Origin of the sequence: Ancylothrix sp. D3o (assembly GCF_025370775.1) — a bacterium.
Classification (GTDB): domain Bacteria; phylum Cyanobacteriota; class Cyanobacteriia; order Cyanobacteriales; family Oscillatoriaceae; genus Ancylothrix.
This window is the reverse complement of record NZ_JAMXEX010000030.1, coordinates 12,639-30,753: the sequence shown is the minus strand read 5'-3', so window position 1 is coordinate 30,753 and position 18,115 is coordinate 12,639. Positions and strand designations below refer to the sequence as shown.

The window sequence follows — 18,115 nt, the reverse complement described above, 5'->3', positions numbered from 1 at the left end:
TCTATTCTTTCTCTTCGCTGTGCTTATCTCAATGGTCAACTTTCCAGTTGATATATTTGCAAAACTGAGATGCACCCGCTATCATCGAAGGAAGAACACAAGAAGAAATCAAAAAACTGTTGCTGACCTGGGGGAAAGAGGTGTTAGAAAAAATAGAAGAAGTCAGCATAGATCTGTGGAAAGGATACAAAAGCCTAGTCTTAGAATTAATGCCAAATGCTCAAGTTGTAGCGGATAGATTTCATGTAATGGCACAAATCAATCAGGAGCTAGATTTGCAAAGAAAACAAGAAAAGCTGAAGGCGGAAAATTTACTAAGAACGGCAAAGTCGAAATTAGAAAAAGTGAAATCTGAAAAAGCTTTAGCAGGATTGAAGAAGAGTAAATATGCCCTGTTGAAGAATGAAAAAGATTTGAATGAAGAACAAAACCAGAAACTAGCCCAAGTGAAAGAGGTTTGTCCCACTTTGAAAAGTATGCACGAATTCAAAGAAAAAATCCGTCATATTTTTGAGAAAACAAATGATTGGTTAGGGGGATTATTGCAATTGGGAAGGTGGTTAGATGAAGCTCAAAAGTATTTCCCGAAAAGTTGCAAGACAATTATTCGATGGCTAGATGAAATTATTGCGTACTTTGATCATAGAACAACAAGTGGGGTAGTGGAGGGAATTAATAATAAGCTGAAACTGATTAAACGTTCGGCTTATGGATTCAGAAATTTTAAAAACTTTCAATCAAGATGTTTACTTAGCTGGCACTTTAACTAAAAATTTAGCATATTAGGTACTGAAGAGCCAAGCATTTTTATCGCCTTCCCAGACATTCAGTCGGCAAGTCACCACCACACGCGCCGCTTGCATCCATTCCCCCAAAAGTGCCGAGATTTGATGCCTTTCCAGTCTTGATATCATTTCATCCCACCCATCAAACAATAGCCAAATTTGTTCTTTCTGTTGGGTGAGTTCGTCAATTGTGAGACTTGGACTTGTTTGTTTGATCCAAACTTCTTCGATATATTGGGTAATCGTTGGTTGAGTTAAATCTGCCCAAGAGATCCAAATTGGCAACCCTAATTTTTGCTCTAAAATAAAATCGGCTATCTTCTGTAACCGCGTGGTTTTCCCCGAACCACGTTTGCCAATAAGCGCAATTCTCTTCCCTTGAGTAAGTTGGCTTTTCCCTTGTTGAAATACCTCCTCAAAGAAACATTTTTCAGTAGTACAAGTAAAGCTGTGTTCTGCCTTAATCGATACGGGGATATAAATTTCACTGAGTTCCGGTGTCATCCCGTAGGGATTGTTGAAGAGGTTGGTAGTGAGTTGTTTTTGTATTGCTAAGTTTTGCCGACAGATATTTTGCCAGTCTTCTGATGTCAATGGGTTGGTATTGAAAATATCCATAATTTTGTACACCTTTTAGTAAGCGAGATTAACATCTAAAAACATATTCTTTCATCAAGTGATAGAAAGTATTGTATCCACTCTATTTACAAACGCAATTCCTTTTAACACAAAATAAAACTAAAACTAAAATTTATTAGTGTTTCAAAAAATTGCCTTTTATTTGTCATACCATATCGGTATCTTCTGGCGATAGTATCCACAGTTTCAAACTGGCAGAATCATCTTCGTTTAATTCTCTGATAAATTTCAAAGCCTGCTCCGGGGTCAACATATAAACTTTCTCTTCTTGTTTACAAGCATATTATAGGTTGTCATCAACTAATTTTCCAGTGAGTGGGGAGCAAAAACTGAACGGTAACAGATTTGATTTTTTGATAAAATCATAGTGTTTCCATTCAATTGTCCCCCACCTGGGGGTGATAAACACCTTAAAAGCTTTTCCTGCCAAATGTTTGAGCCATTTAACGTAAAAAAATAGAGGATTATTCACACTTTGTTGGCAGGCATTTTGGTAAACGATGGTTCACTAAGCGCGACCATTCATCAAATGATTAGATTTATGAGACATCGGTATCGTAAAAATCTTTCTTGATGGTAGAGGCTGAGAGTTTTTCATTACTAGACCTTGAGGACGGTTGCCACGCAAAGGAGAGCCATTTCGTTAGCAGAGCGTGACACTAGCCAAGGCATTTTATTGGAGGTTTTACTGGGATTAAATTTTTATTATTAGTCTAACATAACCGGATTTTGTATTACCAATGGGTTTAACCGAATTTAAGCATTTTTAGGGAAAAAATGGGGGTCGGTGAAAACTTAACTGCTTCTGATAAAGCTTTCACCAAATGCCCCCAAATCCCGCCAAAACCTTAAATTATGCTGAAATCTTGAGAGGTAATCACGTTAGGATTTACATCATTTAACACGGCTAACAAATCATCTCCTACACGGATTAAAGTTGCATTATTATCGGCAGAAATTGTCAACTGCTCAAACTTCAAACCTTCTGCCAAAACAAGCAAATCTTCGCCATCTGTAAAATCAGCAATTATCAAACTGTCGGCGTTTGGTTGCAAGACAAACCGATCACTTCCCGCACCACCAATTAAACTATCATTGCCCAAATCTCCCCACAAGAAATCATCGCCATTATTGCCCATCAAAATATCATTATCCTTGCCTCCTCGGAGTGTATCATTTCCATCACCGGCATCCAAAAAATCCATGCCTGTATTACCAAACAGCATATCATTACCGGCATTTCCGTAGAGGAAATCGTTACCCATATCGCCACAAACAACATCATCCCCCACATTACCGCTAACATGATCACTGTCTTTTCCGCCATGCAGAGAATCATTCCCCTCACCACCATCAAGGTAATCTTCGCCTTGATTACCAAATACCCAATCATCGCCCTCACCAGCATCTAAAACATCCTCGCCTAAATTACCAAATAAAACATCATTACCCACACCTCCTTGCAGGTTATCATTATTTTTTCCACCGTACAAAGTATCATTGCCGGCTTCACCATTAATCGCATCGTTTTCCGAATTACCAAACAATAAATCATTCCCATCATTGCCGCTAATTGTGTCATTTCCTTGCTTGGCACTGATAATATCATCGCCGGTAGTACCAATCAAATTATCATTCGCGGTAGTTCCTTCGGTTTGGTTTTCAGCATTGCTAACAAAATCAAAATTACCAACAATAACTGCACCGCCAGATCCACCCGAATTTGGACTATCAGAAGGCTCTGGATTTGGGTCAACTGCCCCGCCAGATCCACCAGAATTTGGACTATCAGAAGGCTGTGGGTTTACTTCAACCGGCACCCCCTTAATTTGCGCCTCAAGCGATGAGCCGGTGTTTTCCGAAATCACCTCAGAAATGTCTTTATTGGCGGCAGCAGAATCCCTTAAATCTTTAACCACTTCATCCAAAGTCACTTTTTGCACCCGTGCAATTTCTGAGTGCAAAGAAGAAGCCGGTATCGTAGCAACAACCCCATCAACATACTGATTACTTGCTGCCATCACCTTCGCCGCATCCGCAATAAATTGAGCATCAACAATCGGGTTTAAATTTGGGTCAAGTTGCTTGGCAGCATTAACAGCAACTTCAATAACTTTCGCCAATTGTTCAGCATCGCTTAAATTGATAACCTTAACAGCGAGAATTTGAGCAGCTATTGCCTCAACAACTCCCTCAACAATCACAGGCTTATCTAAATTGGAAGCCCCATCAATTATCGCAGTAGTTTGAGTAATGAAATTTTGCGCCTTTGTCATGGCAGACAAAGTTTCTACACCACCAGTTTCGCCATTATTAGTAGCTGCAATGGGATCTAGGGAAGTAAGATCAACACCGGCCGGTAAAGAAAGGAAAGAAACCACTTTATCATTAGCTTCTTCTGTAGCAATTTTCTGCTCAATTAACTCGGCAACCAAACTCGTTAACAGCGTCACCACCGATGCACTTGCCGGCGCTTTTACAGGCGTTTCTAAAGGCAGATTTGTAGCGGTATCTATACCACCAAAAGCCACAATATTACCTTCTTCTGCATCAATTTCCCCATTTTGATTTACATCAAAACCATTAAACGCCAAATCCAAGTTGTACTCGCCGTTATTATCAGTTGTTGTAGACGGTTCTCCGGCATCTTGAATTCCGTTTTTATTGGCATCTAAAAATACCGTTGCCCCCGCAATGTAACCATCAATAACAAACCCACCCCGGCTATAACTCTTGAAAAAGATTAGCTCACTAACACTTGCTCCTTTTTGATCGGTTCCGGTGATCATCATTCCGTAGGAAAACCTTGCCGGGCGCGTGGCTTCATCGATAGTAATTGTGCGAGTTGTAGGATCAAAAGACAACCAAGAAGGCATCGCAATTTCAGGAAACTCTAAGCCATCAACCGGCTTGCGATAACTACGCCGATCTAATCCATTTTCCCAAGTAAACCAGGAATTATTAAGAGTATTTGCCAGCTTCACAGAATAGGTAACGCTGTCACCTGGATCGGAATCTGTGTAAGTATTGGCATCTAAAACAAACGTATTGCCGGTTTGAGAAAACCCAGTGGAACCACTTTGTCCAAAGGCCGATTTATTAACAACCGGCGCATTATTTCCGACAATTGCTTGACCCAGCGCCAGCATATCTACACGCTTAAAATCAAGGCCGGTGTTAATAACATTATCATCCTCATCATCGCCATCATTAATAGTTACACCAGAAGACTTGAGAAAATTTGCAAACTCAGTTTGAGTCAGCCGGCGCCCAAGGTCTCTTTCTGCCAACTGTTGCGCTAAAACTGCGATACCGGCAACATGAGGTGCTGCTTGAGACGTACCGTGCATTGCAATTAAACCAGCACCCGGCCCGGCACCCCAAATAGGAGCACCTGGTGCGAAAACCGTTGTCATTGTTTCGTGGCGTTGCGAAAAAGGTGTTATCCGATCAGCATCCGTAGAATAAGCAATTGCACCACTACCGTAGCTAACTGGACCAATATTTGCATCGTAAACAGCCCCTATCGAAAGCGAGTTTGGATCGGCAGAAGGATAAGCAACACCTTGAGCACTTCCAAATGGATAAAAACTGTTACCCGACGCAGAAACAACCATTACATTTTTATTGACTATTTCTTGCAATTCATCGCTGATACCGTAAAGATTTTGGGGGCTGTTGTAATTACGACTATCTGACAGCGACATATTGACACTGGCAATATTGTAACGTTCGGTATTTTCAACTACCCATCTTAATGCTTCTTCGATATCAGCAAATGTACCACTTCCGCTATTCCTAAAAACTTTTAGGTGGATAATATTAGCACCTGGTGCCATGCCGGTGTGAATAGGGCTTTCGGAAGCAACAATACTAGAAACATTACTACCGTGTCCGTTAAGATCAGTTGCATCGGCATCATTGTCAGCAAAATCGTAGTGATAAACAATGCGATCAGCGACGCCATTACCATCACGATCCGGCCCAAAATAAGGATCATCTAAATCAATGCCGGTATCAAGAATCACCGCCGAATATCCCCGCCCATCAATGTCGGCAAAGGCCGGTGCAGCCCGAAAATCATCCATATTAATCAACGGTGCTGATATATCCGTTGAGGGGTAAACTCCGGGCGTATCTGTAGAGGAAGTTTGTTCACCGGCTAGGTAAACTGGTGCATCGGATGCGGTTATGGTAGTCCCCGGAACATTGGATTGTGCAGACACATTTAACTTATAAAGAGTGCCGGCACCGGCCACAGAAGAAACGCGCACATAATAACTACCATGTTCTAAGTTTTCAGTAATTAATTCCGCAGTAGCTCCTGATGCCGTAGAACTAGCAATTACTTGTCCCTTACTATCAATTATCTCCACATTTGCATCAGCGGTTAATCCCTCAAGCGATAAGGTGACATTAGTGCTTGCCCCTAAACTGAATTTGTAGTAATCATCAGTGTCAGCACTATCAACAGAATCCTCATAAATTTTCGTGCTTGAGGCTACAGATATTTGACTAGCTAAACTTGTACTGTTCCCAGCCAGATCGGGGGCCGGTGTATCATTATCTTGATTTGTAACCGCCACATCCGCTGCATCAAAACCGGCATAGTTTGCATCACTACTCAGCGCCGCTGCCGTAATAATATTGTAACTTTGGTCGCCATCGAAAGCCGCATCATCTACCCCAGTAACTGTCACTGTTTGGGCTTGATTCCAGTTAGTTGCATTGAAGGTTAAACTATTACTTGATAACGTTCCTTCTGCGGGGTTAGAACTGGTTAAATTAACCGTTACATCTGCCGTTGGTTGGGTGTTCAAAACCACCGTAAAACTAGCAGCACCCCCCGCTTCTGTTGTGATTAATCCTGTTGTGGGAGCAACTGTAATCCCCGGAGTTTCATCATCAATAATTGTGGTAGTAACCGCAGGAATGCTGAGGGTGGGAGTTAAACCGGCAACTACAGGATTAGCAAGGGTAACAGTAATATCTCGATTACCTTCCGCTATCGTATCTCCCAAAACATCTAAGGTAATGGTTTTTGAGGTTTCCCCTGCTGCAAAATTCACTGTGCCGGTGATACCGGTGGCTAAGGAAGTCCCGGCAATGTTGTTAAAGTCTGTGTTGTAAACTGCCGTGCCGCCAATTGTATAATCAACAGTGCCGGCTAAATCGATGCGACCGGCACGGGTAATTGTAAAAGTGAGATTTTGAGCAGCGGTGTTACCTTCGGCAATACTGGCAACGCTTGCAGCCAAGGCGTAATCAATTTCGTCATCCTCAATTGTGAGAGCAGCATTATCAGGAGTGCTAAGATTATAAGCTGTAGGGTTAGCTGCAAGGGTGACTTGTACCGTTTCGCCGCTATCAAATTCGCTGTCATTTGTGGCTGTGATCAGCAGATCGACACTGTTAGCACCATCAGCAATTGTGACCCAGCCGGTGTTACCAGTCAAACTATCGGCACCGGCTATCGTGTAATCAGTGCCAGTAGTAGCACTTCCCGCCACACTGAAATTCACAACCAAAGCGCCGCTAGTGGTGGTGCGAGAAATTGTAAAAGTGCCGGTTGTACCTGCTTCCGACACCGTACCGACTGGGGTGATACTAACGATAGGTAACATTGTCCCATAGATATCATTGTTATCGCTGGAAGTAGTGCCGGCATTCGCAGCGGTATTTTGCGAAAAAGTCACCGCACCGACTGCATTAACGGTTGCACCGGCCTCTGCAAAAATTGCACCGCCTTTACCTTGACCATTTCCGCCATTGATGGGATCGGTCGCCGTCCCCCCCATACCCGTACCGCCAACTCCGCCGCTGGCAGAATTTCCCGAAAACGTGGCATTACTCACACTCAGGGAAGCGCCCGACCGGACGAAAACGGCACCACCAAGACCGGCCCCGCCACCGCCGCCACCTCTAGCGCCAAAGTTATTACCATTGCCACCAGCCCCAGCAAACTCACCCCCTACACCGCCGGTGCTGCCAGCGATAACGGCGGCACTCTGTTGTACACCCCCGTTACCGCCGCCACCGCCACCGCCAAAACCACCGGCCCCGCCATTGCCGCCAGGGATGGTTTGAAATTCGCTGCCAAAGCCCCCAGCACCACCACCACCGCCGCCGCCGCCAAAGCCACCGACCCCGCCAAAGCCCCCCGTACCGGAACTGCGAGAGCCACCGCCACCACCGGCCCCCTCGCCGCCGGCGCTACCGTTTAAGTTAGCCTGAGTGCCTCCCGTACCACCGACTCCTGCCAAAGGGCCACCACCACCGGCACCGGCAGCAGTAACCTGATCGCCAGCCAAACCATCGTCAGTCATACCGCCACCGCCACCGCCAAAGCCAGCCGTAGTTGTCCCTCCCCCGGCACCGCCGATAGCTTGGTTATTGGAAAAGTTTACGCCGTCTAAAGTAACGGTGCCAGCGTTGACAAACAAGCCACCGCCAAGACCGGCCCCGCCGCCACCGCCACCAAATGCACCATCCCCTCCAGTGGCGTTACCATCGGAAATGGTTAAATTAGAAATAGTAACGTTGCCATTATTAACAAAAAATACTCGAAATTGTTGATTACCAGAAATGGTAAGATTGCCGCTACCATTAATTACAACGTTATCAGTAATTGTGGGTAAGGCGCTATTAAGAGCAATGGTGCCAGTTAGAGCGGTGATATCGATAATATCGTCTCCGGCTGTGCTGTTGGCGGCGTTGATGGCTTCTCGCAGTGAGTCGCCGGTGCCTAAACCTAACCCTTGATCGTTTTCGTCAAGAAGGGTGGTAACTGTATAGGTTGCTAATAGGCCGGTGTAAGCTTGTAAAGCTTCTATTTGAATTGCTAGAGGGCTTTCTATAAGGCCGATTGTTGCTTCTAATAACCAATCTCCTCCCTGAGAAGAATTGCCGGTTTTGTTGGTAGAAGCAGCAATATCTGCGCCGGTTAATTGGCTGAAATTTTGGAGGAATTCTTGGCCGGTTTCGTTGGCGGCGATATCACAACCATAGAATAAAATATCGGCATTTGAAGTTAGGAATTTTGACCAATTTTGTAATGTGGCTGCTGTGTCGGAGTTGGTAAGAGTGCCGGTGTTTAAAGTTGTGTTTCCTAAATAGAGGTTACCAGAGGAACCATGCGAGATAATTTGCAGGCTGCTAATGCTGTTTTCTGGCCGGTTTGCTAGGGCTTCTGTTATTTGTTCAATGCCGTTTGAATTGGAATCAATAACGATAATTTCTGCTTCCGAAGAAATACCAGCCATCAAGTTTTGATAGTCGCTAACGGTTGGGTCGATAAAAACAAGTGTTGTGCTATTCATAGGTTTGAGTCAAGTAGTAAGTCGTGGGTGTTTTTTAGCAGAAGCTGTTGATCAGCGCTTCCACGCTTTTGAGCCCCTACTGTCGCTGACTCAAAGGAAAAAGTAGAGTTTTATGCAAAATCGCCAAATATTAATTTTTGTAAAGAAATGCAGAATAGCGGATAGTTACGCCATGAGTCATAATGAACGCCATAAAGTAAATTGCCGCAACTGCCACTTTGCCATGACTCAGCAACGCGAAGAGCAATTGATTGAAACCAACCCTGATCAGAGAAACTCGGAATCAGGCCATAATTTAGGGGCCGGTTTAGGGGCCACAGATAACCCTCATCAAATAGTTGAGGAAATTTTGCGCGGGCGGACTCTGCTGCGGCCTTTGATGGGGAAAAATTTATCGGATGTTCAACAAAAGATTTATGAAGTAGTTAAAATTCAACTTTTTGCAGAAATTTCCCACAATATCAGTTACTATAAATCCACCCAAACTCCTCTTAATGTTTGGGGGAGAGAGTTACTTTTGCAAGTTTGGAAAAAATGCTTAGATGATGATCTACTCAAACAATTTACTCTCGAAATTCAACAGCAACCACAAAATACTGTTTTACGCCGGCATCTTTTGGGAGAATTGGTTGAGGCAATTCGCTTATCGGGCAAACTTTGCCGTCCTCACCGCGAAAAGTTTACCCCAGATTTTTATGAGTTATTATATGAAGAAGCGGTGATTAGAACGCTTGCTTATCTCTGCAAAAATATTGACCAATATGATCCAGAAAGAGGTCAGTCTCAAAAGTTTATGAATTGGGTAAATTTTAGACTTGACAAAATGGTTATAGAATGCAGGCGAGAGTTTACTAATTCAAAAGTTGATTCACTGCCAAATCTGGCAGATTTGGAAAATTTTAGCCAACCGGCAGAGGAAGATTCGCTATTAACAGAAACGCAAAATTATATTGCAAGTGATCCCAGAAATTGTTTTAAAAAAGAACATATCCGCAACCGGCCTGATGCAAATTTTCAGGCGATTGCTTTAGCTCGTTTTGCGGGTAAAAGTTGGGAAGAAATTTCGACTATTTTTGATATAAAAATTCCTACTTTGAGCAGCTTTTTTCAGCGTTGTTGTGTCAAATTTCGTCCCCAGTTCCAAAAAGATTTAATCCCTGACTGACCGGCTTTCGGTGAAAAGTGTAAATTTTTGCGAAGTTTTCCGGAATTTGCATAAAACGGGTAATTACTGGCTGAGTATAGGTTGAAAGCAGGAAGATTGCTTTTTCAGAGCAAAAACGCAAAATACAATAATTGACGGTTATTTATGAATCCCCTTAGCGAAGTTTTTACTTATACCGTTCCCATGGGATTAGCTGCGCACACAAAAGCCGAAAAACTGCGCCGGCAACAATCCAATGCTGTGAAAGCTAAACAAGTCTATCTCAATACTTTGGCGGTGTCTGCTGTGCAAAGTTATCTGGAATGGCGCGGTTTTGATACTGACTGGGAAAACAGCGACAGCTACCATCCGATGATGGTAAATTTGATGAATGTGGCTGATTTAATTTTAACAAATATTGGAAAAGTTGAATGTTATTTTGTTGAGAAGGGTGTGGAAACGGTAACACTTCCCAATCGGGAAGCATCCCCAGAAGCGATGGATTTTTGGGAAGATAGAATTGCTTTTATTTTTGTCGAATTCAGCGAATCTTTGCGGGAAGCGATGCTTTTAGGGTTTGCCGAAAAAGTGAGTAAGGTAGAGGAAATCTCGCTGAGTGAGTTGAGAAGTTTAGATGAATTGGTGGGGTATTTAAGTCAATTTGAGGAGGTGCCGGTAAAACCGCAGATTGTCCAGTTAAGTCGGTGGTTAAATGATGTGATAGATGCCGGTTGGGAAAGTTTGGAAACTTTGTTTAATTATTCTCAAAATCAAACGGCTTTTAATTTTCGGTGGCAGGGTAATTCAAGCATTGAAAGAGGAAAAGTGTTAAGGTTAGAACAGGCCGGTCAGCAGGTGGTTTTATTGGTGCGATTAACGCCTAGTAAGGAAGCGGAAATTGATATTTCTGTAGAAGTTAAACCGGCGGTGAATAGTATAAATCTTTTGCCAAATATGCAGCTTTTGATTTTAGATGAAACTGGAGAGGCTGTTATGCAAGCAGAAGCAGAAAACAGTGAAAGTTTAGAGTTTCAGTTTAGCGGTTTTCCGGGGGAGAAATTCAGTGTACAAATCAAATTAGGAGAGTTAAGGCTTACAGAAATGTTTGCGATTTGATATTAAATACGGTTATGGTAGGGTCTTTTTTTCAACCGCAGATGAACGCAGATGAACGCAGATGTAGAGACGTTCCGCTGGAACGTCTTTGCTTTGCGGTTTCTGGAACGTCGTTCCGCTTTCTATGAGGGGGTATTTTTTGTGAATAAATTAGTAATTTTAGAACTGGATGGAGATTTAGAAAACCGAGGGGTTCGTGTAACTTTGGAGGTGGGGGAAGATGGGGTTTTTTCAAAAGGTGTGGTAAAAATCAAAGGAGTTTTACCGGCCCATCCAAATCTGGCTTATGATTTAAGAAATCACTGGCAAGATAGTTACCGAAATTTAGGTTTATCGCCTCGAATAAAAAGCAAAAAAATTATTCATAAAGGGTCGATAAATTCACGGATTGCTGAGTGTAAGGAATCTGCCGGCCGGTTGAGTACGGAATTGAAAAAATGGTTAAAAAGTGATGGTTTTCGGGCGATTGATCTTCATTTGCGAGAAGAACTCAACCGCGATGAAATGGTTAGGTTTTTGATTTGTACTCAAGATGCAGATATCCAAAAACTTCCTTGGCAGGAATGGGATTTTTTTCGGCGTTATGGTAAAGCAGAATTAGCAATTAGCCCGTTAGAATCAAAACCGATTATTGAGTTTAAAAGCAGCCGAGAGGAAGAAAATTCGGTTAAAATTTTAGCGATTTTAGGGAATAAAGAAGGCATAGATATTGAGGCAGATATAAAGGTTTTAAAAACTTTGCCCAATGCGGAGTTAGTATTTTTGGCAGAACCAACTCATCAAGAAATTAATGCTGAACTTTGGGAGAAAGGCTGGGATATTATCTTTTTTGCTGGTCACAGTCAAACAGAGGGGAATAAAGGCCGGATTTATATTAATTCGACGGATAGTTTAACTATTACTGAACTTTGGTATGGTTTAAAGAAAGCAGTTGAACGCGGTTTAAAGTTAGCAATTTTTAACTCTTGTGATGGGTTGGGATTAGCGAGAGAATTGGAGGATTTACAAATTCCGCAAATGATTGTGATGCGAGAGTTAGTACCGGATCAAATTGCTCAAGAATTCCTCAAATTTTTTCTGAAAAACTTTGCCGAGGGAATGCCGTTATATTTAGCAGTTCGAGAGGCGAGACAAAGACTGCATGATGATTTTGAAAAAGCCTTTCCTTGTGCAAGTTGGTTGCCGGTTATTTGTCAGCAACCGGCCCAATTTCCGCCGACTTGGGAACAGTTAAAATCTAAAAAGCCGGTTCAAAAAGATTCAGAAAAAACTCGTCGTTTTTCTCGAATATTTAGGCAAGATGTTATTAAAACAAATTTATTTGTTAGTCTGACGGTGACGGTTTTGGTAATGGCAATGCGTTCGCTTGGTGTTTTTCAAAGTTGGGAATTCAAAGCTTTTGATACTTTAATGCGCTTGCGTCCGCCGGAACCTATAGACTCGCGTTTGCTTGTGGTTGAAGCAACAGAAGAAGATATCAACCTTTATGGTTTCCCGCTTCCTGATCAAGTTTTATTGCAAGCAATAGAAAGACTGCAAACTTATCAGCCAAAGGTGATAGGTTTGGATATTTATCGCCCTCGTTTTTCGGCGAATTTTCAGCAGTTATTCCGGCAATTTAAAGAGAATAATTTGCTAGTTGGGGTGTGTAGTGCCGGTGAAGTAAATAATGCCAATAAACCGGGAATTAAACCACCCCCCGGACTCCCAGAGTCTCGCATGGGTTTTACTGATGTTGTGGTAGATGGGGATGGAATTTTACGCCGGCATTTGATATTTATGCAGCCGGTGGCAAAAGATCCTTGTGTTACCCAATATGCGCTAAGTGCCAGAGTAGCACTAAAATATCTAGCAGAAAAAGGCATTGAACCGCAACTGCTATCAAGATATCAAATTAAAATCGGTGAGAAAATGTTTCAAGATTTAGAAATTCATACAGGAGGTTATCAAAATCTTGATAGGGGTGGGTTTCAAGTTTTGCTCAACTACCGCAAAAAAGAACCTTTCAGGGTGACATTATCGCAAATAATTAAAGGAGAAATAAAACCAGATTTAGTAAAGAATAAAATAATTTTAATCGGGGTGAGTGCGCCGATTTCCGGTGATGATTTTTCGACTCCTTATAGTGCCGGCAAAGACTATTATGAGAAAATGCCAGGGGTGTTAGTGCAAGCACAAATGGTGAGTCAAATTATTAGCGCCGTTTTGGATAACCGGCCTTTATTAACTGTGTGGAATGTTTGGGGAGAAGCTGTGGCGGTATGGATGTCTGCAATGGTGGGAGGGTTGGTGGTTTTTTGCACTTTTCGCCGGCGCGAATTGGTGCTTTTTATGGCAGGAATGACGGGGATTTTGTGGGGGGTTAGTTTAGTTTTTTTGATAAAGGGTTTTTGGGTGCCGGTTGTTCCTGCATTTTTGGCAATGATTGTCACAGTAGGAGTAATCGCTGTTAATATTGAATACGAAAAACAATCTCTAAAAATCAATTCCAAATTATGATTTTAAACAAGCAGCGATCTTTGTTATTAATGTTTGCGTTTTTTTTAATGGGGGTATTCCCTGGTTTGACTTTGGCAAAGGGTGGCGGTTTTGAACCTCCTAGCGATGGTGCCCCTGGAAGGCGAGAAGATGCCGGTAGCCGTCCTTTTTGTGCTGCACCCACCGGCTCTTTTTTAGCTTTAATCCCCGCTACAAATTTAGGCAAAACTGTTTCAGAACGTCCGACATTTTGGCTTTATGTTCCCTACGCATCCGGTTCTGTTGAGTTTGTTTTAGAAGATGAAATCAGCAAAAAAGTAGTGACTAAAACTACTTTTGATGTCAAAAACGGCCCCGGAATTATCAGTTATCAGCCACCCGAAAAATCACCTGTTTTAGAGGTTGGTAAAAAATATAGATGGCGTTTCTTTTTCTTTTGTAATCCGGCAAGCCAAGCTGATGTTTTATCAGTTAATGGGGTGATTATTCGGGAATCTTTGAATGCTGAATTAAATAATCAATTGACGGAAGCTTCTGCACGAGAAAAAGTGAGTTTGTACGGAGATAATGGGTATTGGTATGAGATGCTAACTGAAGTAATTAAATTACGACAGTTAGAGCCAAATAACGCGGAAATACATAGCATTTGGTCAAATTTTTTGCAACACCCTTTAGTAAGATTAGAGCGAGTTATTTCTGCGCCTGTGGTTGATTGTTGTCTCCCTGAAGGCAGTTAATTTGTAAAAAATCTTAACTTGTCTTTTGAGAGAAAAAATGTTAGGGTGGCTTCATCTTAAAGCCGCCATTGGCCGGTATATTTTGACTTTTGCCACCACTACTCTGCTTTGATAAAAGAATCAGTCTGTTTTTTTTGTCAAATTTTTTGCAACTTTGAGGAGAAAAATTTATGAATACTGCCATTAAATCCTTGCATTCACTATTGGCAATTTCTTTGTTAATAGGTTTTGATTTATCTAAACCGGCATTCTCTCAAACAAATTCTCAGCCCAATATTTTACCCGCAGGCGATGGCACCGGCACCCTGGTTACTCCAAATGGCAACCGTTTTGACATTCATGGCGGCCAAATTTCAGGAAATGGCGCAAATTTGTTTCATAGTTTTACAAGATTTGGCTTAACTCAAGGGCAAATTGCCAACTTTCAATCTAACCCGCAGATTCAAAATATTTTAGGCAGAATAAATGGCGGTGAAGCTTCGTATATTAACGGCTTAATTCAAGTTACAGGAAGTAATGCAAATTTATTTTTAATGAATCCATCGGGGATAATTTTTGGCAGAGATGCTGCCTTAAATGTACCGGCATCTTTTACGGCTACCGCTGCTGATAAAATTGGCTTTGGTGCAAATTGGTTTAACGCAACTGGGGCAAATAATTATCAGCTTTTAGTAGGTGCTCCGACGGCTTTTAATTTTTCCAACCCAACACCGGCACACCTAGTTAATTCTGGGGATCTTCGGGTTAATAGGGGTCAAAATTTAACCTTAATAGGCGGAACAGTTATCAACACCGGCACGCTTATTTCTGAAGGCGGAAATATTGTTTTACAAGCAGTTCCCGGTGAGGGTGTCGTGCGTCTTAGTCAAACCGGCATGGTGTTAAACCTTGAAGTACCTAATCCTGAAAACAGCGGTCAACATTTAGCTTTACCTGTAACAGAATTGCCAGCTTTACTGACAGGTAATGGAGAAAATCATGCCAATAATTTAACAGTTAACCCTGATGGGACAGTACAGTTAAGCAATTCCACAGTGCCGATAGTTCCGAAAGCCGGTACAGTCATAACTTCGGGAACAATTGATGCTGCTAATTTAAGGGCCGGTGGAACTGGCGGAAATGTCCAAATATTAGGGGATAGATTAGCAGTAATTGATGCAAATATTGATGTTTCTGGGGCCGGTGGTGGTGGTAGAGTTTTTATCGGTGGTGATTATAAAGGACAGGGAACTATCCCTAATGCTTCGCGTACTTATGTAAGTCAAGGTTCAAATATTTTGGCTGATGCTTTGTTGAGCGGTGATGGTGGGAGAGTGATAGTTTGGGCTGATGAAATCGCCGGCTTTTCTGGTAATATTAGCGCTCGTGGTGGGAGTAATATCGGCAATGGTGGTTTTGTTGAAATATCGGGTAAACAAAGCTTAATTTTTGATGGTTCTGTTAACTTAAATGCTGATAATGGCCGGTTGGGAACATTGCTACTAGATCCACAAAATATCAGAATTGTTGAGAGTGCAGTAGATAATGACAACAGTCTAATAAATAACGGCTCAATTTTTGCCTATGAGTCTTTCTCCATAAACCCTTTTGTAATTACTAGAAGTTACTTAGAAAGTTTAACAGGTAATATTGTTCTGGAAGCAACTAATGATATTACTATTGAAGATTTACCCGGCAATCAATTAAATTTACAAACAGCTTTGGGACAAACTGTGACATTTAAGGCCAATGCTGATGGAGATTTCAGGGGTAATTTTTCTATGAATGCCGGTGATAGCATCAACACTCGCGGGGGAAATGTCATTATTTCAGGTGGATCTATTAACACTGGTAATATCAATACAACAGGTCTTCTAGGAGGTGGAAATGTAACTATTTCTGGAAGTTTTATTACAACCGGCGATATAAATACCAATTCTTCCGGCGCTGCTGGAGATATAACTTTGATAGGGAGAGAAAACGTTAATACAGGAAATTTAAACTCTTCGGCTTTTAGCTTACCCCTTGGTCTTTTTACCCTCCCTGGCTCAGGTGGAAACATTACCGTAAAAGTAGGAGAATTTGGTACCTCTAGTATTAGAATAGGACAAATCAATGCTTCCGTTGAAGGAACAGGTACAGGAGGTAATATTAATCTGGAAGGACCGACAATTACTCCTGGAAATATTCGCACTTCATCAAAAGGTAATATTACAGTAAAAGGGCAATTAGATATTAGAGGCGATGTTTCTATCACAACTGGTGAAAACAACAGTGGAGATATCACGTTAAATGGCTATGATGATAATGTCACCTTTTTTGATAATAGTTTAGAGGGTATGATTCCCCTCGGCTTAGATTCCCGTAATAGCCTGACTATAATGGGAAATAACGTTACTTTTGGAATTGCATCAACACTCATTCTCGGTCAGTTGAATGTCCAAGCCAAAACAAACGTTAATATTGATAACACTAAAATAATTGCACGAGATGTTACTTTAGAGGCAGAACAAGACTTAAATCTGAGTAACAGTCTAATTAATACAACAGGTAATTTGCAATTAATAGGGCAAAATCAAGTACAAATCTCGGACACTCTCGACAGACCCCTTATTACGACCGTAGGCGAAAACCTGCTGATTCAAGGAAAGAATAATATCAATATTCAAGCACTTGAGCACCCTTTGTCTATTTTTGAAACCGGCGGGAATCTTTCCCTAGTAAGTGATGGAACCATTACCGCCAATGGTCGCTTTGTCACCGGAGGCAATTTTTTGGCTCTAAACTTATTAGGAAACCCTGGGAACTTAAGCATGACTTCTATTAGTTCTGATGGCATTATCAGTTCGGCTGGTGATGTTACATTTGGAAATTATGAAGGTCATTCTCTAAAAGTAGAAGCGATGGGAAACATCACAGGCGGAGATATTACAATTGATCGGCCAAATACTTCTATTCAAACTGGAACAGATCCAGATATTCCAATTTTAACTAGCAGACCGGCTTTAATTTTGCGGGCCGGTGTCAGCCAATTACAAAATACTCCCAATATCCCCTCTCTTCCCATTGGAGGAGCAACTTTCACTGCTACTGAAACAGCATCATCAGGAAGCATTAAAGTTGGAAATATTAATACCATTGCACTTGAACCAAACCCTATTACAAATCTCAGAATAGGTGGCCCAGTAATTTTGTCAGCAAAGGGTAATATTAACACTAGCCATATTAGAATGTTTGCTGATTATAACAACGATAGATATAACCCAGGTTTTGTAAATTTATCATCTATAAACGGTAACATTACTGTCAGTTCTATAAACACAAGTGGTCGGCAAGGGGGTGATGTGACTATCAAAACGCCTGGTTTATTTCGCGCCAATGATGGCTTTATTTACTCAGAGTTTACAAGTATTCGTATGAGTCCAGATACCATTAGGGGTGATTTCGTTAAAGGAAATTTATTCACAAGTATATTGACAACCGGAACAAGTTGGGGTGGTGGCCAAATTCGCATTGAACATGGTGGGAGAACTTTTATAGTTGGGCCTATTATTGAATCTAATGGAGAGATGATAATATCTAACAATCGGATTTTGGAGACAAATATCTCTTCAGATTCTAGCTTCACTGTCGGTGCGATTACTGCCAATGACAATAATGGTGGCTTCATTAATTCTTTTCGAAATATTCCCCTCACAACAAATGATGCAGTTGGAAATAATAAAATCCAGATAACTTTTACCACACCACTCACTCCGGTACCCCCTCAACCTCCGTCTGTAGATCCGCCAATAACCATCGAACCTAACCCAGAAACTCCACCTATAAAGCCCGACCCAAACATCGAACCTAACCCAGAAACTCCACCTATAAAGCCCGACCCAAACATCGAACCTAACCCAGAAACTCCACCTATAA

Annotated in this window: 7 protein-coding genes and 1 pseudogene; 6 read left to right on the top strand and 2 right to left on the bottom strand. The window is 41.8% G+C overall.

Features of this window, described 5'->3' with window-relative positions:
• Nucleotides 1-77: 77 nt before the first annotated feature.
• A pseudogene (locus tag NG798_RS24260) lies at nt 78-770 on the top strand (ISL3 family transposase); the annotation flags it as partial.
• A 12-nt stretch (nt 771-782) separates the two neighbouring features.
• On the opposite strand, the gene NG798_RS24255 reads toward NG798_RS24260, so the two are convergent.
• Complete coding sequence (locus tag NG798_RS24255) at nt 783-1,403, bottom strand: NACHT domain-containing NTPase (protein ID WP_261226294.1); 621 nt, start codon at nt 1,401-1,403, stop codon at nt 783-785.
• A gap of 869 nt (nt 1,404-2,272) precedes the next feature.
• Nucleotides 2,273-8,743, bottom strand: coding sequence for a DUF4347 domain-containing protein (locus tag NG798_RS24250; RefSeq protein WP_261226293.1), 6,471 nt, complete (start codon nt 8,741-8,743; stop codon nt 2,273-2,275).
• 112 nt (nt 8,744-8,855) lie between these two features.
• On the opposite strand from NG798_RS24250, the gene NG798_RS24245 reads away from it, so the two are divergent.
• The 5 genes from NG798_RS24245 to NG798_RS24225 form a co-directional block, all read left to right on the top strand.
• Nucleotides 8,856-9,908 (top strand): hypothetical protein, encoded by a 1,053-nt coding sequence (locus NG798_RS24245; protein WP_261226292.1) that lies wholly within the window; start codon nt 8,856-8,858, stop codon nt 9,906-9,908.
• Between the two features lie 183 nt (nt 9,909-10,091).
• Nucleotides 10,092-11,003, top strand: coding sequence for a DUF1822 family protein (locus NG798_RS24240; protein ID WP_261226291.1), 912 nt, complete (start codon nt 10,092-10,094; stop codon nt 11,001-11,003).
• 51 nt (nt 11,004-11,054) lie between these two features.
• Nucleotides 11,055-13,502, top strand: a complete 2,448-nt coding sequence (locus NG798_RS24235) for a CHASE2 domain-containing protein (protein WP_261226290.1) — start codon at nt 11,055-11,057, stop codon at nt 13,500-13,502.
• Nucleotides 13,499-14,218, top strand: a complete 720-nt coding sequence (locus NG798_RS24230) for a DUF928 domain-containing protein (protein ID WP_261226289.1) — start codon at nt 13,499-13,501, stop codon at nt 14,216-14,218. The genes NG798_RS24235 and NG798_RS24230 overlap by 4 nt, the downstream gene beginning before the upstream one ends.
• Nucleotides 14,219-14,388: 170 nt before the next feature.
• The coding region (locus NG798_RS24225; RefSeq protein ID WP_261226288.1) for a filamentous hemagglutinin N-terminal domain-containing protein at nt 14,389-18,115 on the top strand (3,727 nt) is incomplete at its 3' end.

What these genes read in the sequence shown, in the direction of transcription:
- NG798_RS24255 (WP_261226294.1), bottom strand. Translation starts at nt 1,403, where the DNA reads ATGGATATTTTCAATACCAACCCATTGACATCAGAAGACTGGCAAAAT.
- NG798_RS24250 (WP_261226293.1), bottom strand. Translation starts at nt 8,743, where the DNA reads ATGAATAGCACAACACTTGTTTTTATCGACCCAACCGTTAGCGACTAT.
- NG798_RS24245 (WP_261226292.1), top strand. Translation starts at nt 8,856, where the DNA reads ATGCAAAATCGCCAAATATTAATTTTTGTAAAGAAATGCAGAATAGCG.
- NG798_RS24240 (WP_261226291.1), top strand. Translation starts at nt 10,092, where the DNA reads ATGGGATTAGCTGCGCACACAAAAGCCGAAAAACTGCGCCGGCAACAA.
- NG798_RS24235 (WP_261226290.1), top strand. Translation starts at nt 11,055, where the DNA reads ATGAACGCAGATGTAGAGACGTTCCGCTGGAACGTCTTTGCTTTGCGG.
- NG798_RS24230 (WP_261226289.1), top strand. Translation starts at nt 13,499, where the DNA reads ATGATTTTAAACAAGCAGCGATCTTTGTTATTAATGTTTGCGTTTTTT.